This is a genomic window from Enterococcus sp. HMSC078F03, from assembly GCF_001811595.1.
Taxonomy (GTDB): Bacteria; Bacillota; Bacilli; order Lactobacillales; family Enterococcaceae; genus Enterococcus; species Enterococcus faecalis.
The window spans coordinates 26,118-46,330 of record NZ_KV805570.1 but is presented as its reverse complement, the minus strand read 5'-3'; the positions used below and the strand labels follow the sequence as shown (position 1 = coordinate 46,330).

The following is a 20,213-nucleotide window of genomic DNA, read 5'->3' as shown; positions in this document are numbered from 1 at the left end:
TTCTCGGAGCTAAACGGTTCTGTCCCGACCTCTTGTTATTTATTCCGACCGAATACTTCAATTTGGGTCAACGCTGGAAATGGAGAAGAGTCCAGCGCTTTTCGTAAGCATTTTAATGTCAAAGTTTGTGTTGTTTTCATTGGGAACTTTATTTCTTGAAAACAGGTGGTATTCGTTGTGGCAACTACTCGTTCCTCACCATCTGAAAAAGCTAAAGTGACTTCCTCCCAATAGCTATCATGTGGGTAGTCCGCCCGAAATAGCAAGCGGATCCAGTCCGTTTCTACAGGTCTGCCAAAGTCAATCGTTAACTGTGCCTCCTTTTTTTGGTTAATTCCCCAAGAAGCAAATGGATACGAGCCATGAGAAAGGTTACCAAACTTAGAATCAATCGCATTTTTCGCAAAGAAAACAGCATCGTCTCTCGTTTCAACGTTTGCATACGCATGAGGATAGGCTCCTGAATATTCTTTTTGGTCATGTGTATTCATAGAAAGATTTTGATAATTGTCTTTTTCAAACGTGTGCGCTTGTCGAACCATTATTTGGTGCCTTGCTGAATGAAAGGCCGTATCAACAAAAGCTTTTCGAGCAGATTCTTCTAATGGAATTTGATATTCCCAAACTTTTTCTTTTAGATAAATCAATGAAGGAGCCAAAGTTTCATCTAATTGAACCATCAAATAAGGGGTAGCCCCTGTATAAGTCACTACAATTTTATCGCCAACTTGATAAAGGTACTGTTTAATTGCTAATACCGCTAACGTGTCTCCCTCCGCCACGAATGGCGCTTCTGGCTTCTCGTGATCGATTCGGCCAGTAATAATCTGATTGTCTTTATTTTTCAATTCGATTTTTATCATTTTTTATTCCTCCCTTGTCACACCACCTACCAAACAAATCAGGCGATGCGTTCCTATTGGTAGCTCTTTTTGCAAATAAGGTAAACTTGTTCTTGGGAAAAACAACGATGTATTGGGTTCAGGTTGAAGAATACCTGCGTGGTCATACCCTTCAATTGCAACTATTTGCGAACACAATTCTCCTGAATCGACTCTAGCCCACTCTTTACCAAGTTCTTTTTCTGAAAATTTTCCAAGTAACGGTAGACTGAATCCTCCTTCGCGCACTTTTAATGGAACCGATGTCACTATTTCATGTACTCTAACATGCCATTCTCCAAAAGGATAAATGGTTGTTTCAATTTCTACTTCTTGAAAAGGTAGCCATTTATAATAAACTTGCTCCTCTGTTAAATAAAAATCATGAACTTTCCCTTTAACACGAAAATATTCACCATCACGAGAAACAGCCAATACGTTATCAAAAGCCCCCTCCTCATAACGCGCACCAGCTTTGGGAACGCTAAAACCAAAGCGGCTAGAATAGACAAATTTACTATATTTAGCCGCAGCATGTGCTTGATTTTCAAGCCATAGTCCTGCAGGATAGCCGAGGACATGCGTTTTCATTTTAGGATGGATTAATAACATGTTTCCCTTTTCTATCAAACGCTTTTCTTCTCGTTTTATCGCCAGCGGTTCAGCACGCCAAAACGGATGGTCTTGATCCACTGCGAGCAACAAAAATGTTTTAAAAGCCCAATACGGAGAGCCTGGTGCGTTATAACCTTCTGCCATTACTAAATTTTCGTAATGATAGCCAATGGACAACCGACCATCATAAGTGAAAATAGCCTGTTGCATCCAACAGTGTAAATGTTTTGCTAACAGCGTTTTTATTTGTCCCCAAGGTAAAGCCTCTACTTCTGCAAATATCAAAGCTGCGAAAAATGCTCCTTGAGCAAATCGATACGTTTGACTACGTCCGTAAGGTAACGCTTCGCCCTCCTCATCAAAATAGTACAGATAGTCCTGCGCGAACATAACGGCTCGTTCTGTAAAACGTTTCGCACGAATAGGATCTCTTTCTCGCATAAATTTGACATAAATCAAACTATAATAATGAAAAGCAAACGAAATATAATAATCTCTTTGCGTAGTTTTACCATCCATATACCAACCATCACCTAAATACATGCATTCAATCAACGCCAATTCTTCCTCTAGTTCCGCTTGGTTAATCACTTGTCCACATCCCTCGAGTGCCAGACGAATGAGCACTTTGAAAAACGTCCAATTATTTTTAGGAATTTTACAACCAAGTGCTTTATTTAACCAAACCATGATATTTTCTTGCTGTTTCTCAGAAAAACAGGACCAAAAATATGTCTTATGAAGCAATAAAGTTAAAGATAATGCTGCTGCTTCCACAATATATTGATCATAATCAACAATAACGCCCCAATAATCTGGGGATGACGGATCAGTTCCTGCGATTAATTTTTCCACATAAGCATCTCTTAAAACATCATCTTTACAAGTAACCCAATACGGTCCAATTCCCCATAATGGTCGAATGAGCGCTTCCATTTCAGCATGTTGCTGATCATAGACAGCACCACTGGACCCAAAATTCACGCCAGGTTTTTCTGATGTTAAAATAGCCGTTTTTAAAGGTGTCATGATTGTTTCAAAAGCTTCCAAATATGCTTCTCTGGTCAAAAAAAGATTACTTTTTAACGATTCCATGCTTTTCGCCCCCATTAGTTTAATTCAAAGAATAACAAGGGCACTTATTTTTTTCAACTATCGTTTAATGAATAAAACGGCGTATTATGAGAGCAGAATTTCACTCACCTTGAACTTAACATATTAATTTTTTCTTTATTTTTGTTGAGCCTTGAGCTATTCACTTTATCCAACAAAACTTCCTTTATCAAAAATGAATAATAAATGAAAAATAAGCAGTCTAACGCAGGAAATTCTCATAATAAATATTTTTAAAAAAAGAGTCTATGACAAAAATCCAAAGAGATTTTTGTCATAGACTTAAAATATGAGAGAAAAGACATCAAAAGTAATGGTTTGATCAACCTTCACAAGTTTTATGATGCTTTTCAAGATATCATTTTGATACAATTTTACGCCTTACGGTTTACAATAAAAGAGTAAATAGCGATACAGATAATCGCTCCTAGCAACGCTGAGATAATTGGAAACCCGCCGATGACTGGTCCTAAAGAAGGCAACAAGAGTGATGCTACCCAACTTCCTAAAAAGCCCACGATAATATTTCCAATAATGCCACCTGGCACGTCTTTTCCTAAAATTGCGCCAGCAATTGCGCCAATAATTCCTCCGACAATTAATGCCCATAGAAAGCTAAACATTTGAAAAACCTACCTTTCATAGTTGATTTTTTTAGTTAATTTTCCTTCTTTAAGGATAAAACAGAAAGCAGACTTTTTCAAAAGATAGGACTTTTCAGAAGTCAATTTATTCTTCTACATAAGCTAAACGATAGGATACTGTGCGACCAAAAGAAAATACTTGCAAGCCTTGTAAGCGATCTGATTTCAAGTAACCAATGGCTCCTTGGAATAAGGGTAAAACACCAGCATCTTTTTCAATTAATGTTTTTTCTAAACTTAGTAATTCATTCCAGCGTTTTTCAGGTTCATTGGCGTAATCTTTTCTAACTTTTTGGAGACCCGCATCATACGCCGAATCGTTATAACCAGAAGTATTTAAGCCACTTTTCGAGTCATAAAATTCTAAAAAATTAATGGGGTCAGCATAATCAGGCGTCCATGTTCCAAAGGCTAAATCGTAATTACCTGCTGTTTGTAAATCCAAACGATTTTGCAAAGGCAATGATTTTAATTTGATTGTTAAACCTGGTAAATTTTGTTGCAATTGCCCTTGAACAAATTCAATGGTTTTCTTGGCAATCGCTGAGTCCGCTGAGATTAGTTCCAATTCAATTTTATCTTTGCCCAACTCTTCTTTCGCTTTGTTCCAGTTAGCTTGGGCTTCTTTAATATTATATGGCAATAAATCACCATTTTCTTTGCGGAAATCTTCACCTGTATCTGGATTTTTTGCAAAATTAGCTGGTACAAAACCATTTAAAGCTGTCGAGCCATCTCCTAAAATTTCTTTTGCAAAAGTTTCTTTGTCAATCGCTTGTAAAAAAGCTTTTCGAACATGTTCGTTGCCGGTAATTTCACGGCGATGATTGGGGCTTAAATAACCCACCATGGCTTTAGGTACAAAATGCGCTTGTTTTGACTCTTTATACTGAAGTGCATAAGTATCTGCTAAAACAGTGTAATCTAAGTCGCCATTATCAAAAAGATTGGCTCCTGTGCCAATTTCTTTCACTACTTGAACATCAATTTCATTCAATTTTACGTGTTCTTTATCCCAATAATGATCATTCTTCTTCAATTTCCAAGTTTCGGAATTGCCATCCCAACCTGAAATTACAAACGGCCCATTGCCAACAAAATTATCTGCAGAAGTCCCATAGGCAGTACCTTTTTCTTTGGCAAAGGCTTCATTTTTAGGCATAAAAGGTGTCCCAACCAAGACTTGGGCTAAATAAGGAATTGGATTTTCCAATGTTAGTTCTAGTGTCTGGTCATCGATTGCTTTGACACCAAATTCTTCCATCGTGGCTTGTCCTTCCCGCACCGCACGCCCATTTTTAAAAATATCCATTTGATTACTGCTACTTGAACCGTATGCTGGATCGACCACGTTTCTAAACGCAACTACAAAATCCCCTGCTTTAACTGGATCCCCGTTTGTCCATTTTGCTTCTCGTAACTTGAATGTATAGACTAACCCGTCTTCACTAACTTGTGGCTCTGCTTTCGCCATAGCTAGCTCAGGATCTCCGTTTTTATCTTGTCGATACAAGCCTTCAACTACTTGACCAATCATATCGGAACTATAGACATCTGTATAATGAGCGCTGTCTAATGTCGAGAGTTCACCACCAGATGCGACGTTAATTTTCTGTGTAGCTGGTTCGTTTGAGGTCGTTTTCGAACCGCCACTTCCACATGCTGCTAAAACCAAGCCCAGTGCAACAAGTCCGATTAACCACTTTTTCTGTTTCATACCAAAACTCCTCCTTCTGTTCAAACAACTTACCTACATTTTACATGATTTTCCATACATTTGTCCTTTTTCAGCACTTACTTTTTGAAAGAAAAATATTTTTTTAAGAATAAGAGTTGACAGATATTTTTTCTGGTGGTACAGTATTGAAAAACAGAGAACAGAAGAGTAACTGTTTCCTTTAGTGAAGAGAGTCTTTGGTTGGTGGAAAAAGACGTAAAGAAACAGCGAACCACATCTGGGAGTTGACTTTTTGAACCCTTAGTAGGAAAGTCCGGGACCACTCGTTAACAGGCGAAGTTATGAACTTCATAAGGTTCGTGTTGCGAAACACGAATAAACTAAGGTGGAACCACGATAATTGATTATTCGTCCTTTGGCTATTCAGCCAAAGGACTTTTTTGTTTTTTTAGATGCGCTTTTCAACCTGAGAGAGTGCCTCAACTGCTCAAGTCTGTTGTCCTCTTTTCTATATGCTTAATGGGATAAGCTAGAAAAGCAACAGGTTTTCTGTTCCGTTCGAACAATTTCATACTTACAATCAAGGCTTAGGACATAGTAATTTAGCTCTTCCTTTACAGAGACTTTTTCATTGGCTGAAAGAAAAAGATGGATTCTTCTTTACTCACACCTAAAAGATGTTTTTCTGAATCCTTTAGTAAGAAAAACCGGTGACTCTATCGTTAACAGAGAGTAGTTGTCAACGCAACTACATAAGGCTTATCTTGTGAAAGATAAGTAAATTGAGGTGGCACCACGAATGCGATTCGTCCTCTTGGCTCACAGCCAAGAGGCTTTTTTGTTTTTTTAATAAAAATTGTTGGAGGAAAAAATGATGGATTATATTTTAGAAATTTTACCTGCTTTAGTTAGCGGAGCTGGCATGACACTGAAAGTCTTTTTCTTTACGCTCCTTGGCTCGATTCCACTGGGGATCATCATTGCCTTTATTTTACAAAGTTCGTTTAAACCTTTACGTTACTTAATTAACCTCTACATTTGGTTAATGCGCGGCACTCCGCTATTGTTACAATTAATTTTTGTTTTTTACGGCTTACCATTAATTGGTATTGTCTTTGAACGTTACGATGCGGCCTTATTCGCATTTATTTTAAATTATGCTGCGTACTTTGCTGAAATTTTCCGCGGGGGGATTCAAGCAATTCCCCAAGGTCAATATGAAGCTGCTAAGGTTTTACGTTTAACACGTTTTCAAACAGTCACGCGGATTATTTTGCCACAAGTTGTTAAAATCGTGCTGCCTTCCGTAGGAAATGAAATTATCAATTTGGTCAAGGATACTTCTCTTATTTATGTTCTTGGCTTAGGCGATCTTTTACGTGCTGGTAAAATTGCGATGAGCCGCGATGTTACATTAGTGCCATTAGCTTTAGTGGGAGTGATTTATTTACTCTTTACGGCAATTTTGACTGTTGCTTCTAAGAAAATTGAAAAATTCTATCAATATTATAAATAGGAGGACTCTACCATGTTAACTATTAAAAATTTAACCAAACATTTTGACAACCGGACCATTATTGATCACTTAAATTTAGAAATTCCAGATGGTAAAATTTTAACGATTGTTGGTCCTTCAGGCGGCGGAAAAACCACTTTACTTCGTTGTTTGGCTGGTTTAGAAACCATTGATTCTGGTGAGCTTTTGTTGGATGGTGTTCCTTTCAATCCTGCTGAAATGGACAATGCCGATCAAGTGGTTGGGGTCGTTTTCCAGGATTTCCAACTTTTCCCTCACTTATCAGTTTTAGAAAACATTACCTTAGCACCTACATTAGTACTAAAAGAAGAAAAAGCAAAAAGTCAGCAAGAAGCTTTAGAATTACTGGAAAAATTGGGCTTGGCTGGTAAAGAAAAACTCTATCCGTACCAACTTTCCGGTGGACAAAAACAACGAGTTGCACTTGCTCGTGCCTTAGCAATGAAGCCAAAAGTTCTTGGGTACGATGAACCAACGAGCGCGCTAGATCCAGCTTTACGCCAACAAGTGGAAGAAGTTATTTTAGATTTACGGAAACAAGGCATGACACAGATTGTCGTGACCCACGATATGGCTTTCGCTGAAAAAATTGCAGACAATCTTTTGACGGTTGCCCCCGTCCAATAGAAAGGAGTTTATGATGAAAAAGAAATATTCTTTAGCCTTGCTGGTTATCTGTTGTAGTTTACTCCTATTTGCAGGTTGTGGTAAAAGAAAAAGCAACGAAGATCAATGGACACGGATTAACGAAGAAAAACGGATTATTATTGGCTTAGATGACTCCTTTGTGCCCATGGGTTTTCAAGATAAATCAGGCAAAATTGTCGGCTTTGATGTCGACTTAGCCAAAGCGGTTTTTAAACTTTATGGCATTTCCGTTGACTTCCAACCGATTGATTGGTCTATGAAAGAAACAGAATTACAAAATCAAACCATTGATCTTATTTGGAACGGCTACACTAAAACGAGCGAGCGGGCCGAAAAAGTTCAATTCACACAACCTTACATGACGAACGACCAAGTACTTGTTTCTTTAAAAGAAAAAAACATTGCAACAGCGAGCGACATGCAAGGCAAAATTTTAGGGGTTCAAAACGGCTCTTCTGGCTATGATGGCTTCGAAAGTCAGCCTGACGTTTTGAAAAAATTTGTTAAAGACCAAACACCTATTTTATATGACGGCTTTAATGAAGCTTTCTTAGATTTAAAATCTGGTCGAATTGACGGACTCCTAATCGATCGCGTTTACGCCAACTACTATCTTTCCCACGAAGATAATTTAAAAAACTATACTATTTCTCATGTAGGCTATGACAATGAAGATTTTGCTGTGGGCGTCCGCAAATCAGACAATCAATTAGTCCAAAAAATCAATACTGCCTTTGAAACGTTACGAAAAGATGGCACCCTTAGTAAAATTTCTCAAAAATGGTTTGGAGAGGACGTTACAAATAACACAAAAATAAACTAAATAACGAATAAAAAGGTGTACTGCTGACTTAGTACACCTTTTTATTTGAATCAAATTCTTAGCAAATTCTAACTTATGAAGAACTTTTATTTTTGCTACACTAGTAAAAGTCGAGAGAATTTGTCCTTTTCTGCCTAGAACAATCATTACTCTCAATAAATGAAAGGAGAAAAAAATGCCTACTAATAAAAAAGAAGGAATGCTTTTTACTACGTTAATGTGCTTTCTGATGGTTTTCGGAATGAGCACCTATAATTTATTATTGCATGGAGAATTTTCATTGTACGCCTTATCAAAAGGTTTGCTTCCTGGATTTATCGTTGCTTTTATTTTAGATGTTTTCATCGTTGGTGTCTTAGCTAAGAAAATCGCTTTTTCTTTACCCTTTAATAAAGAAAAACGGCTATTACTTATTCTGACCATTTCGAGTCTCATGATTATCAGCATGGTGACTTGTATGTCTTTATTTGGCTTATTAATGGAAGGCCAGACGTTGTCACTAAGTGCGTATTTCCAAGCTTGGGGCCTGAACTTTATTGTTGCCCTTCCTTATCAATTGCTGATTGTCGGTCCCTTTTCACGTATGATCTTAACCAATTACCAACAACGACAAACTTAGAAAATAGATTTCTTATCTAAGTTTTAACAGTTGCCTAAAAAAAAGTTAACCTTTTTGATTTATCTTAGTGATAGTTCATTAAAGGAGGAACTGAAGTTGAAAAAATATCGTATTAGCTTATTTCTTGGCTTGATTAGTCTTTTATTATTTATGATCTCTATTTTAGTTGGATCAACATTATCTAGCGATGGACTTTTAAAAGAACCCGCCTTTTTCTGTACGCCGCTTGGTTACTTTTTTCTCTTCATCGCCTTGCTTTCAGTCATAACAATCACATGTAAAGAACATATGAATCAAAAAGGTAAAACAAAACAACCTTAAAAAGAGCCTGACGTTTTGATACGTCCGGCTCTTTTTTTAATAAAAACATGTAAACTTAATTTGCAACAATATTTACTAATTTATCTGGAACAGCAATCACTTTGCGCACTGTTTTTCCTTCAATAAATTCTTTAACAGCTTCATGGTTCATTGCAATTTGTTCTAATTCTTCTTTGCTTAACCCACGAGCGACATTTTGTTTGCCACGTAATTTTCCGTTCACTTGGAAAACTACTTCCACTTCATCTTCTACTAAGGCCGTTTCATCATAGGTTGGCCAAGGGACATAAGTTAAACTTTCCTCGTTACCTAAAATTTGCCATAGTTCTTCACCAATATGTGGCGCGATTGGCGCAAGTAATTGGACAAATCCTTCCACATATTCATAAGGTAAGGCATCCACTTTATTGGCTTCATTCACAAAAACCATTAATTGAGAAATCGCTGTATTAAAGTGCAAGTTTGCCATATCTTCTGTCACTTTTTTAACCGTTTGATGATAAACTTTCGTTAAACGGCCATCATTAATTGTGGTAATTCGGTCACGCATTTTGCCTTCTTCATCAACAATCAGACGCCAAACGCGATCTAAGAATTTACGACTTCCTTCTAATCCATTTTCATTCCAAGCAATGGAAGCATCTAATGGGCCCATGAACATTTCATAAAGACGTAACGTATCCGCACCATATTTAGCCACCACATCATCGGGATTTACAACATTGCCACGTGATTTAGACATTTTTTCGTTGTTTTCTCCTAAAATCATACCTTGGTTGTATAATTTTTGGAAAGGTTCTTTGGTAGGAACCACACCAATATCATATAAGAATTTATGCCAAAAACGAGCATAAAGTAAATGCAGCACCGCATGTTCGGCACCACCAATATAGATATCAACTGGTAACCAACGTTTTAATTTTTCAAAATCAGCAATTTCATTTTTATTATGAGGATCAATGAATCGTAAGTAATACCAAGAGCTTCCAGCCCATTGTGGCATAGTATTCGTTTCACGTTTTCCCTTCATGCCAGTTTCAGGGTCGACGACATTGACCCATTCATCAATGTTTGCTAATGGCGATTCCCCAGTTCCACTTGGGCGAATATCCGATGTTACTGGTAAACGTAGAGGTAACTCAGATTCAGGAACCGTTGTGGTTGTTCCATCTTCCCAATGGATCACAGGAATTGGTTCACCCCAGTAGCGTTGACGAGAGAATAACCAGTCACGTAAACGATAAGATACTTCTTTTTTCCCTACGTGATTTTCTTCTAGCCACTCATTCATTTTAGCGATGGCTTCTGCTTTGTTTAATCCATTTAAGAAATCAGAATTGATATGCGGTCCATCCCCTGTATAGGCTTCTGTTGTAATGTCGCCACCTGCGATTACTGGTAGGATATCAATGCCAAATGTTTTCGCAAATTCGTAATCCCGTTCATCATGCGCTGGGACCGCCATGATTGCGCCTGTACCATAGCTTGCTAAAACATAATCGCCAATCCAAATTGGAATTTCTTGGCCATTGACTGGATTTATCGCATACGCACCTGTGAAAACACCTGTTTTTTCTTTTGCTAAATCCGTTCTATTTAAATCAGATTTTTTTGAGGTTTCTTCAATATATGCTTCTACAGCTGCTGTTTGTTCAGGTGTCGTAATTTTTTTCACTAGTTCTAGTTCAGGAGCTAGAACAGTATAGGTTGCACCAAACAAGGTATCCGGACGGGTCGTAAACACCGTGAAACTTTCTTCTGTGCCAGCGACTTTAAAGGTCACATTGGCTCCTTCAGAACGTCCAATCCAATTTCGTTGCATATCTTTAATACTTTCTGGCCAATCAACAAGCTCTAAATCTTCTAATAAGCGATCTGCATAAGCAGTAATTTTCAACATCCATTGACGCATTGGTCGGCGAACCACATCATAACCGCCACGTTCACTTTTTCCATCAATGACTTCTTCATTTGAAATAACAGTTCCTAGTTCAGGTACCCAGTTAACCGCAACTTCTGCTTCATAAGCTAACCCTTTTTCATATAATTTTGTAAATATCCATTGTGTCCATTTGTAATATTCAGGATCAGTGGTATTAATTTCACGATTCCAATCATAGCTGAATCCTAGTGAATTAATTTGGCGACGGAATGTTTCGATATTTTTCTTAGTAAATTCAGCTGGGTCATTTCCTGTATCTAACGCATATTGCTCTGCTGGCAAACCAAACGCATCCCAGCCCATTGGATGCAACACATTATAGCCTTGCGCACGTTTCATACGTGAAAGAATATCGGTTGCTGTATAGCCTTCCGGGTGACCTACGTGTAAGCCTTGTCCAGATGGATAGGGAAACATATCTAGTGCATAAAATTTTTCTTTATTTGGGTCATCCAATGTATTGAAACAATTGTTCTTAGCCCAATATTTTTGCCATTTCTTCTCAATCTCTTTGTGATTGTAGCTCATGTTATTCCTCCTAATTAATATAAAATTTTTCATTCTTAAAATTTGCCACCTGCAGCCATTTTCACTATTCTGACTTAAACTAGCCACTTAGTGATAAAAAAAAGTCCTATAGGAAAAATTCCTATAGGACGTGAACATACAAATGCAACGTGGTACCACCTAAATTCGTCAAAGAAACGGTCAGTCACCGTCACCTTAACCTCAAACGTCTTAACGATCGTCACCGACTTTTCCTACTTGGTTTGTTCAAAAAAGTAACTTAAAGGCGAGTTCAAAAGCTTCTGTACGTATTTCCACCAGCCATACGCTCTCTATCACATGGTTCTTTCTACTATTCCTTCTCATTGTTTTTTTCTATTATAAGACTCATGTTACCAAAGATAGCTATTTTTTTCAATCTTAAATTAACCAACTTTTAAAGTTTGACCAATATAAATTGTATCCCCGCTTAAGCCATTTAATTGTTTGATTTTTTGGATGCTGATTCCGTATTGCATTGATAAGCCCCAAAGTGAATCACCGCTTTTAACTGTATGGCGTTTGCCTGATGCACTATTTGTTGAAGAAGCATTGCCACCTGCAGAAGCGCCTTTTTTCACGATGATTGTTTGACCAGCAAAAATTAAATCGCCTTTGATCCCGTTCCATGAACGTAGATTAGCAACACTCACGCCAAACTGTGCAGAAATTTTATTCAACGTATCGCCTGATTTAATCGTGTAAGATGTTGTCGCACCGCCACCATTATTCGTAGGCTTGTTCGTATTCGTTGAACCTGAGTTAGCGCCTTTTTTCACGATAATCTTTTGACCAGCAAAAATCAAACTACCGCTGATGTTATTCCAGGCTTGTAAGTTAGCCACACTAACACCGAATTGTGCAGAAATTTTGTTCAAGGTATCCCCTGATTTAATCGTGTAGTACGTATTCGTTCCTGATTGATTATTGTTAGAACCACCATTGCTTGAGCCGCCGGTGTTACCTGAAGTACCTTTTTTCACAATAATTTTTTGACCAGCGAAGATTAAATCGCCAGAGATGCCGTTCCATGAACGTAAATTAGCAACGCTCACACCATATTGCGCGGCAATTTTGTTCAAGGTATCGCCTGATTTAATTGTGTAATACGTATTCGTTCCTGATTGATTATTGTTAGAACCACCGCTGCCTGAGCCACCAGTGTTACCTGAAGCACCTTTTTTCACGATGAGTTTTTGACCAACGAAAATTAAATCGCCAGAGATGCCATTCCATGAGCGTAAATTAGCAACGCTCACGCCATATTGCGCGGCAATTTTATTCAAGGTATCCCCTGATTTTACAGTATAGTACGTGTTCGTTCCTGATTGATTATTGTTAGAACCACCGCTGCCTGAGCCACCAGTGTTACCTGAAGCACCTTTTTTCACGATAAGTTTTTGACCAACAAAAATTAAATCACCCGAGATGCCGTTCCATGAGCGTAAATTAGCAACGCTCACACCATATTGCGCGGCAATTTTATTCAAGGTATCTCCTGATTTTACAGTATAGTACGTGTTCGTTCCTGATTGATTGTTAGAACCGCCTGTTCCTGGATTAACTGTTCCGCCCCCAGTATTCCCACCAGAAGATGGTGTATCATATTGAGTTAAGTTATATGCGGTAATGACATTATTTAATTTAGCATTGTAGCTAGGATCTGTCGCATAACGACCTGTTAACCAAGCAGTTGCATCGCGGTACGAGCTTGTATTGCTTTTCCAAGCCCCAGCATAATAGTAAACGCCCGCCTGGAAAGAAGTTGTTTTTAGCACGTGCGCATTATCTTGGAATGATTCCATGTAAGAAGGATATTTACGGAAAGGTTCTTTTTTCACTAACCATTTGCCGTTTAAATATTCCCATGTATCCATATAGACAGATTGTCCATTGTAGCTGCCTTTAATCCCAAATAAGTTATAGTTTGGTGCCTTAGATAGCGTACTTGCTCCCCAACCACTTTCAACGATTGCTTGAGCCATCATCACTGATGCATATAAATCATTGGCTTGCGCAATAGGTTGTGCACAACGTGCTAACTCGGCAATAAATTCTGAAGGACTTTGCGTCGGTGATAACGCTGAAAAAGTTTGCGCAGAAGCTACTCTAGCTTCTGGTACTTTTACTTCATCATCGGGTGTAACCGCAGGCGCTGCTTCAGACTCGGTTGTTGAAGGAGCTACTGGCGTGATTTCTGCTACTGAAGAATCAGTCGTTCCTGATTCCACAGGTGTAGTTGAATCAACTGTTGGTTGCTCAGTGCTTGGTGTTGTTGGTGTTTCTTTTGATGATTCAGTTGTCGATTCAGTCGTTGTTGCCGAATCCGTTGTCGGTTGTTCCGTAGTTCCTGGCGTAGTTTCTGTTGTTGGTGTCTCTACTAAGCCAGTTTCCGTAGTAGGTGCTTGGGCAACTTCTGCATTTGTTGGCTGCTCTTCTGTTGCCTCAGCAGTCACTGGTAGTAACGCAACGGGCGTTCCTACAGATGAAACAATTAACGCCGAGCTGAATAAAGTAGTGCTTTTCTTCCATTGTACTGGTGTTTTCTTTCTTTGTTGTGCTTTCCTTCTTTCGATACGTGACATTGATTCTTTCTTCATTGATACGTCCCCAACTTTCCTTTTTTAACTTATATGTAAATGTAATTTTTTAGTTTTGTTATTATAACAAGTATACCTTTTTTTCTGACGAATTAAAAACACTTCAACAAAATTTCATATTACTGTAACTAGATTGTAAAGAAGTAATGTTTTTTAACATAGATTTACTCTCTTGTTACTACTCGGAAAAAACTGCGACTTTAGTTGTAGACGCTTCTTTACCTTAGTCTGATTTTTTTAATTCCTCTTGTTATTCGCCCAAAAAGAAATTATAGTTTAAGATGAGAAATGAATCGTGTAGAAAGAGGGAGCGGAATGAATAAAGAACATTTTATTATTGAGCTGAAAATTTATTTAAAAGCATTAAATCCAAAAGATCAAGCTATTATTCTTGCGAAATACAAGGCGTTATTTGATGCTCGTGTTGCGGAAGGCGAAACAGAAGAACAAGTGGCAAAATCATTGGGGAAACCACGAGTTATCGCAGAAGAAATTTTAAAAGAACAAGGCATCGAATTGACGGAACGAAAAATTGAAAATAATGGCTGGCAAGAAATTCCAGCGGCTACACCTGCTTATGATCATCCCTATGAAGAAGAATCTGAATTTTACTATGATAATGATTCTCCTTACTATCAACGACCACAGCATCGGCCGCTAACCCGATTTTTCCAAGTGCTTGGTATTTTCTGTTTAAATTTTTTCTTCATGTTTTGGGTTATTTTAGGGATTGCCTTAATGTACGTCGGTTGTGGCATTGCCGGAGCTGCAACTTTATTTTCACCAATTTATGGTATTTATAGTGTTATTACCCAAGCAAATGCCGCTTCCTTTTTCCAATTATCTATGAGTCTCTTTTTATTTGGTGCATCAATCATTGGTTGGTTACTGTTTCTACCAATTTTAAAATTTTCAGCACATGTCTTTAAGCGTTATTTCCAATGGAACATTGCTGTTTTACGAGGTGATATCTAATGAAAAAAACAACAGGGATTCTCTTATCCATTGCTGTCTTAGCGATGCTAATTGGTGGATCTGGCGCCGTCTATTTTTACAAACAAGCGGAAAAATCAGTCACGCCGCTAAAAGAAAGTTATACACTAAAAAATAAACAAGCAGGCGAAGAACTCCACTTATCCTTAAAAGGCAAAGGCCCTTATACCATTTATAAAACTGATAGTAACAACATGGGATTACGATCACCGAATAATGCCTTTTATTCAAAAGCTGAAGGCACCTTAGATGTCAAAGAAGAAAAAAATAAAATAACAGCAACCATCAATACCACTCGTACACAAAACCAACCCGAGTTGTCATTTTTTAATATTGGCATTTTTAATGACCTCACACCGAACGTGAGTGTCCAGATTCCTAATAATGTGAAAAAGTTAGTGATTGATGGCTCAACCCATTCACAAGTTTCATTGAATGCTTTTAACGTAGACGAATTAACAACTAATCTACCAAATTCTTATGTTAGTCTATCGGGCGTTAAAGCCAAAAAAATGACGCTTAACTCTTCAGATGGTATCTACCTTTCAGCAGATACTTCCGCTAAAACAGCAACAGTTGAAACCACTGACGGCGATATAACGTTGGATTCAGCCTATTTCGATGAAATCAAAAATACGACTACTTCTGGTGATATTCGAGTGCAAAATGCTCGTGGAAACATCCAAGCAACAACGACAGATGGCGATATTAGCGTCTATGATTTCAAAGGAGAAGCTAACTTTTCAAGTGAAAATGGTGATTTTTCTTTAGACATGCCTGCTGTGCCTAAAAAATTAACTGTCGCTCTTGTCCATGGAGATATTTATGTAAATTCTGGAGAAATTTTGCGTAACATTTCAATCAAAGGTGAATCAAAATTAGGCGATGTTCAACTTTTAAACAAAGAGCGAACATCTTATAAGAATGGTCGTTCAGATACAGAGTTTAACCTTTCTAGCGAATTCGGCGATATTACCGTTGATACTCCTGACGACGATAATCAATAAACATGCGCCATTAAAAAAAGTTCTAGCACCACAATGAGAGATTGTGCTGCCAGAACTTTTTTAATATCTGTATCCCCTCTAATCAGGCAATGAAATTATCTTTTAATTTTTTACCCTTTTGATGGTATAATACGGATTGTTGCGATTAAATTTTGAAAGGATTTTTTATGAAAAACAAACTTTATTATCAATTTGCAGGTAGTTGTTTTCTTTTAGTATTTATGTTTTTAGGCTATGTTGTTCGTTTTTATCCAACCTGGCTCAAAGGCTTTGATCAAACGATTACTTCTTTTGTTCGTCGTCCTTTTCCACAGCTAAATAACTTTTTTATTTGGTACACCAAATTTGCCAATTCATTGACGATTATCATCTTAGCGATTGTTGTCATTGCTCTATTTATTTTTTGGAAATATTATGCTGAAGCATTATGGCTCTTTATTAATACTGCCTTAATTGCTGGCGTAGGTAATTCTTTATTAAAATTATTCTTTATGCGCCAACGTCCTACTTTGGAGCATTTAGTAACTGAACATACGTATAGTTTTCCTAGCGGACATGCTGTAGGAAGTACTTTGTTCTACGGCACTATTTTATTGATTCTGCCAATTTTCATTAAAAATAAAACGGTCCGCCTTTGTGTGCAAATTTTACTAGGTATTGGGATTTTCATGATTGGGGTTAGTCGAATCTATTTAGGTGTCCATTTCCCTAGCGATATCTTAGGTGGTTTTTGTCTTGGTTTAGCTTGGTTGTTATTAAGTTACCCTATTTATTTAGAAAAACGCTTTGTTTGGCGATTTCAAAGCAAACAACGCTAGAAAGAAGTCTTGATTATGCAAATTTTTCCTTATTCAGATGATCCAAATAAACGCTATCACACTTGGAACTATGCACTTCGTCAACAGTTTGGTGAAAAGATTTTTAAAGTGCCAATTGATGGTGGCTTTGATTGCCCCAATCGTGATGGGACGGTTGCCAAAGGTGGTTGTACGTTCTGTAGTGTTTCTGGATCAGGCGACATGATTGTTGCACCTAGCGATCCCCTGCCGCTTCAATTTCAAAAAGAAATCCAATTGATGCATCAAAAATGGCCAACTGTCGATCAATACATTGTTTACTTCCAAAATTTCACCAATACACATGCGCCCGTTGACGTTATTCGTCATCGGTTTGAACAAGTAGTCAATGAAAAAGGCGTCGTTGGTTTATCCATTGGTACCCGTCCTGATTGTTTGCCTGATGAGGTAGTGAACTATTTAGCCGAATTAAATGAACGCTTTTATTTATGGGTAGAGTTGGGTTTGCAAACCACATTTGAGGAAACTAGCGCTGCCATTAATCGCGCTCATGATTATCAAACATATCTAGATGGCGTGGCTAAATTACGGAAACACGGGATTCGGGTCTGTACACATTTAATTAACGGGCTACCTGGTGAAACACCTGCCATGATGCGCGAAAATGTGCGGCGAACTATTCAGGATTCAGATATCCAAGGGATTAAACTGCATTTACTTCATTTAATGACAAATACCAAAATGATGCGAGATTATAATGAAGGACGCTTACAATTGATGAGCAAAGAAGCCTATGTTTCAGTGATTTGTGATCAGTTAGAAATGATTCCACCCGAAATTGTTATTCATCGCTTAACAGGCGATGCCCCCTTTGAAACAATTATCGGACCGATGTGGAGCTTGAAAAAATGGGAAGTCCTCAATGCGATTGATGCGGAAATGAAACGCCGCAACAGTTATCAAGGAAAATATACTGTCATTTCAGGAAAGGAAGTTTTCAATTAATGCTACAAACAGCCCTACATTTTAGTCACCAACTTTTAAAAGAAGTGGTGGAACCTGGCGACTTCGTCATTGATGCAACAATGGGAAATGGTCATGATACAGCATTCTTAGCAGAGCTGGTTGGCCCTTCTGGTGAAGTTTTCGCCTTTGATATCCAAAAAGAAGCGTTGATCAATACAGAACAAAAGTTAACAGAACTTAATTTACTCCCACAAACTACGTTATTTCCATTAGGACATGAACATCTTCATGCTGTCCTAGATGAAGAAACAGAAATCACTGCCGCTATTTTTAACTTAGGCTATTTACCTAAAAGTAATAAGGAAATTATTACAAAACCCACTACGACTAAACAGGCGTTAGATGGGTTACTGCCTCATTTGGTAAAAGGAAGTCGCATTATTTTAGTCGTTTATTATGGCCACGAAGGTGGTTCAGAGGAACTTGATTTGGTAACGAATTACACGCAAGCCTTACCACAAGATGTTTACAGTGTCTTACGTTATGAGTTTATCAATCAAAAAAATCAGCCACCTGTTCTTTTCTGTATTGAAAAGAAATAAGAGAACATGATCGGATTGCTCCAGCAATCCGATCATGTTCTCTTTTATTTGTTTTGTTACTCTGTCAATTCACCATCACGAATACGAACCACTCGATCACAGTATTTCAACAAACGCTCATCATGTGTCACCATGATAATCCCTTTATCTTTCTCTTTGGCCTCTTTCGCTAGTAATTGGACAACATCAAACGCCTTTTCTGTATCTAAACTAGCCGTTGGTTCATCTGCCAAAATTACGTCTGGCTCATGATACAATGCACACGCTATGGCTACCCGTTGTCTTTCCCCACCAGAGAGATCACGAGGATAACTATTTCGTAATTCTTTTAAACCCAACGTCTCTAACAATTGCTCTTTTAATTCACTATTTTTACGTGACTTATCAACTTTTTCAATTAAGTGAAATTGATCTTCCACTGTTAAAAATGGCACCAAATTAGAGTTTTGTAAAATAAAGCCGATTTTTTGAAAACGTTGCGCCAAACGTTGTTTTTTCGTTAACTTATTTAGTGATTGCCCGCCAACAATGACTTCACCACTTGTCGGTGCCTGTAAACCAGCTGCAATCGTTAAAAAGGTACTTTTACCAGAACCAGAAGGACCAATTACTGCGACAAATTCACCTGGTTGAACCGCAAAAGATAATTCTTTTAACGCGATCACTTCTGTATGTTTTTCACCATATTTTTTATAAATATTTTTCATTTCTAAAACATTTGCCATGTCTCTAACCTCCAATCGCGATTAACGGATCAATTTTAGCAATCGTTCGAATTGAAAATGCCCCGCCAATTAATGCAGATAAAATCAATAGTACACTAAACAAAATCATGCGTGGTCCATTAGTTGCATAAGGCATCGCTTCTGGTAAAAAAAGCACGGTAATTCCCGTTAAAGCAAGACCAATCGCCACTCCTAGAACAGCCAATAAAGCGGTTTGTAGCATGACTGCCTTTGCTAAGAAACTAGTTGGCACCCCTTGAACTTTTAAGACACCGAACATTGCTGTTTTCTGTAAAGTCATCACAAAGATAAAAATACCGATAATGAACGCTGCAATCACAATCAAGAAATAAATCATGCCATCCAAGGTCAAGTTTTGAGCGCTGTATCCTGGCAGTTTTTCAATAAAATCTGAAATTGAAAGAACTTGGCTGTCTTTATTAGTCGTTTTAACTTCCGCGTTGTCCTTGCTGCGAACAATGAAACCATTAACCATTTTGGCCATTGCTGGATTGTCACCATATTTAATTGACCGCCAAGTATCCAGAGAAGTGTAAATAACTGGCACAATGTTATAGCTACTTTTAGAAATAAAGCCGACAATTTCTAATTGCTCATCATATTTCCCTGCAGTTAATTTGTCGCCAATTTTAAATCCTTGATTTTTCAATGTTTCTGAAGCAATCACTTGATTTTTATCAGTAAATGCGTTTCCTTCAATCACTTTTGGCATTAAAAAACTTTCTTTTTCAATCCCAAATAAGCTAACATTCGTTAATTCAGCCTTTTTGTCATCTGCTGGGCGGATAGCTAACGACTGTTGACCAATCGGTGCAATTTTGCCTCCTGAAATCGTTTCTTTCACGTTTTCATCTAACACTGATACATTTAAATTACTATTGGCCTCTTTTGATAAAACCACTTGATTCGCTTGCCATTGATCTACGGCTAAACGATTTCCTTGAGCTAAACCGTTCGCTAAACCTGACAAAATAAAAATTAACCAAGCAATCAAGACCATTACTAAGACTACAAGGACGTACCGTCCTTTTGAATACTTCATTTCATTAAATCCTAAAAACATGAATGGTTCACCTCTTTCTTCTTTTCGAAATAAACTATATCACTTATCAATCGATAAATCAACAATTATTTA

At 37.8% G+C, this 20,213-nt stretch carries 18 protein-coding genes and 3 other annotated features; of the genes, 10 read left to right on the top strand and 8 right to left on the bottom strand.

The window, feature by feature from the left end:
• Nucleotides 1–35 precede the first annotated feature (35 nt).
• The 4 genes from HMPREF2810_RS09505 to HMPREF2810_RS09490 form a co-directional block, all read right to left on the bottom strand.
• A complete protein-coding gene (locus tag HMPREF2810_RS09505) occupies nt 36–863 on the bottom strand; it encodes a hypothetical protein (protein ID WP_002386984.1) in 828 nt (275 codons plus the stop codon).
• 3 nt (nt 864–866) lie between these two features.
• Nucleotides 867–2,606: a DUF2264 domain-containing protein gene (locus tag HMPREF2810_RS09500; protein WP_002386982.1), complete on the bottom strand. Its 1,740-nt coding sequence runs from the start codon at nt 2,604–2,606 to the stop codon at nt 867–869.
• A gap of 377 nt (nt 2,607–2,983) precedes the next feature.
• Nucleotides 2,984–3,232, bottom strand: coding sequence for a GlsB/YeaQ/YmgE family stress response membrane protein (locus HMPREF2810_RS09495; RefSeq protein WP_002355684.1), 249 nt, complete (start codon nt 3,230–3,232; stop codon nt 2,984–2,986).
• Nucleotides 3,233–3,338: 106 nt separating this feature from the next.
• Nucleotides 3,339–4,970 (bottom strand): peptide ABC transporter substrate-binding protein, encoded by a 1,632-nt coding sequence (locus HMPREF2810_RS09490; RefSeq protein ID WP_010709260.1) that lies wholly within the window; start codon nt 4,968–4,970, stop codon nt 3,339–3,341.
• Nucleotides 4,971–5,117: 147 nt separating this feature from the next.
• Nucleotides 5,118–5,350, top strand: a binding site (T-box leader).
• Nucleotides 5,351–5,505: 155 nt separating this feature from the next.
• Nucleotides 5,506–5,748 (top strand) — a binding site (T-box leader).
• Between the two features lie 54 nt (nt 5,749–5,802).
• Between HMPREF2810_RS09490 and HMPREF2810_RS09485 the strand changes: the two genes are divergently transcribed.
• The 5 genes from HMPREF2810_RS09485 (at nt 5,803) to HMPREF2810_RS09465 (ending at nt 8,879) form a co-directional block, all read left to right on the top strand.
• Complete coding sequence (locus HMPREF2810_RS09485; protein WP_002383057.1) at nt 5,803–6,447, top strand: amino acid ABC transporter permease; 645 nt, start codon at nt 5,803–5,805, stop codon at nt 6,445–6,447.
• A 12-nt stretch (nt 6,448–6,459) separates the two neighbouring features.
• A complete protein-coding gene (locus HMPREF2810_RS09480) occupies nt 6,460–7,095 on the top strand; it encodes an amino acid ABC transporter ATP-binding protein (protein WP_002358764.1) in 636 nt (211 codons plus the stop codon).
• 10 nt (nt 7,096–7,105) lie between these two features.
• Complete coding sequence (locus HMPREF2810_RS09475) at nt 7,106–7,939, top strand: amino acid ABC transporter substrate-binding protein (protein ID WP_002355679.1); 834 nt, start codon at nt 7,106–7,108, stop codon at nt 7,937–7,939.
• Nucleotides 7,940–8,114: 175 nt separating this feature from the next.
• Complete coding sequence (locus HMPREF2810_RS09470) at nt 8,115–8,558, top strand: DUF2798 domain-containing protein (protein ID WP_002386980.1); 444 nt, start codon at nt 8,115–8,117, stop codon at nt 8,556–8,558.
• A 96-nt stretch (nt 8,559–8,654) separates the two neighbouring features.
• Entirely contained in the window at nt 8,655–8,879 is a 225-nt protein-coding gene (locus HMPREF2810_RS09465; protein ID WP_002383054.1) for a DUF3955 domain-containing protein, read from the top strand.
• A 55-nt stretch (nt 8,880–8,934) separates the two neighbouring features.
• Here the strand turns inward: HMPREF2810_RS09465 and leuS are convergent, their stop codons facing one another.
• Nucleotides 8,935–11,349: a leucine--tRNA ligase gene (gene leuS, locus HMPREF2810_RS09460; protein WP_010706700.1), complete on the bottom strand. Its 2,415-nt coding sequence runs from the start codon at nt 11,347–11,349 to the stop codon at nt 8,935–8,937.
• 121 nt (nt 11,350–11,470) lie between these two features.
• Nucleotides 11,471–11,703, bottom strand: a binding site (T-box leader).
• A 50-nt stretch (nt 11,704–11,753) separates the two neighbouring features.
• Complete coding sequence (locus HMPREF2810_RS09455) at nt 11,754–13,967, bottom strand: autolysin (RefSeq protein ID WP_002416814.1); 2,214 nt, start codon at nt 13,965–13,967, stop codon at nt 11,754–11,756.
• A 288-nt stretch (nt 13,968–14,255) separates the two neighbouring features.
• Between HMPREF2810_RS09455 and HMPREF2810_RS09450 the strand changes: the two genes are divergently transcribed.
• The 5 genes from HMPREF2810_RS09450 (at nt 14,256) to HMPREF2810_RS09430 (ending at nt 18,332) form a co-directional block, all read left to right on the top strand.
• Nucleotides 14,256–14,942, top strand: a complete 687-nt coding sequence (locus HMPREF2810_RS09450; RefSeq protein ID WP_002361297.1) for a DUF1700 domain-containing protein — start codon at nt 14,256–14,258, stop codon at nt 14,940–14,942.
• Nucleotides 14,942–15,967: a DUF4097 family beta strand repeat-containing protein gene (locus HMPREF2810_RS09445; protein ID WP_010715050.1), complete on the top strand. Its 1,026-nt coding sequence runs from the start codon at nt 14,942–14,944 to the stop codon at nt 15,965–15,967. Before HMPREF2810_RS09450 ends, HMPREF2810_RS09445 begins: the two co-directional genes overlap by 1 nt.
• 167 nt (nt 15,968–16,134) lie before the next feature.
• The gene (locus HMPREF2810_RS09440) at nt 16,135–16,785 is read left to right on the top strand and encodes a phosphatase PAP2 family protein (protein ID WP_002383048.1); all 651 of its coding nucleotides are present in this window, start codon (nt 16,135–16,137) and stop codon (nt 16,783–16,785) included.
• A 15-nt stretch (nt 16,786–16,800) separates the two neighbouring features.
• The gene (locus tag HMPREF2810_RS09435) at nt 16,801–17,769 is read left to right on the top strand and encodes a tRNA modification radical SAM protein MnmL/YtqA (RefSeq protein WP_002355668.1); all 969 of its coding nucleotides are present in this window, start codon (nt 16,801–16,803) and stop codon (nt 17,767–17,769) included.
• A complete protein-coding gene (locus HMPREF2810_RS09430; RefSeq protein WP_002368069.1) occupies nt 17,769–18,332 on the top strand; it encodes a tRNA 5-(aminomethyl)-2-thiouridylate-methyltransferase MnmM in 564 nt (187 codons plus the stop codon). The genes HMPREF2810_RS09435 and HMPREF2810_RS09430 overlap by 1 nt, the downstream gene beginning before the upstream one ends.
• Nucleotides 18,333–18,388: 56 nt before the next feature.
• Here the strand turns inward: HMPREF2810_RS09430 and HMPREF2810_RS09425 are convergent, their stop codons facing one another.
• Together HMPREF2810_RS09425 and HMPREF2810_RS09420 are read right to left on the bottom strand one after the other, a co-directional pair.
• Nucleotides 18,389–19,057, bottom strand: coding sequence for an ABC transporter ATP-binding protein (locus HMPREF2810_RS09425; protein WP_002383047.1), 669 nt, complete (start codon nt 19,055–19,057; stop codon nt 18,389–18,391).
• A gap of 4 nt (nt 19,058–19,061) precedes the next feature.
• The gene (locus HMPREF2810_RS09420; RefSeq protein ID WP_002355665.1) at nt 19,062–20,141 is read right to left on the bottom strand and encodes an ABC transporter permease; all 1,080 of its coding nucleotides are present in this window, start codon (nt 20,139–20,141) and stop codon (nt 19,062–19,064) included.
• Between the last annotated feature and the right edge of the window lie 72 nt (nt 20,142–20,213).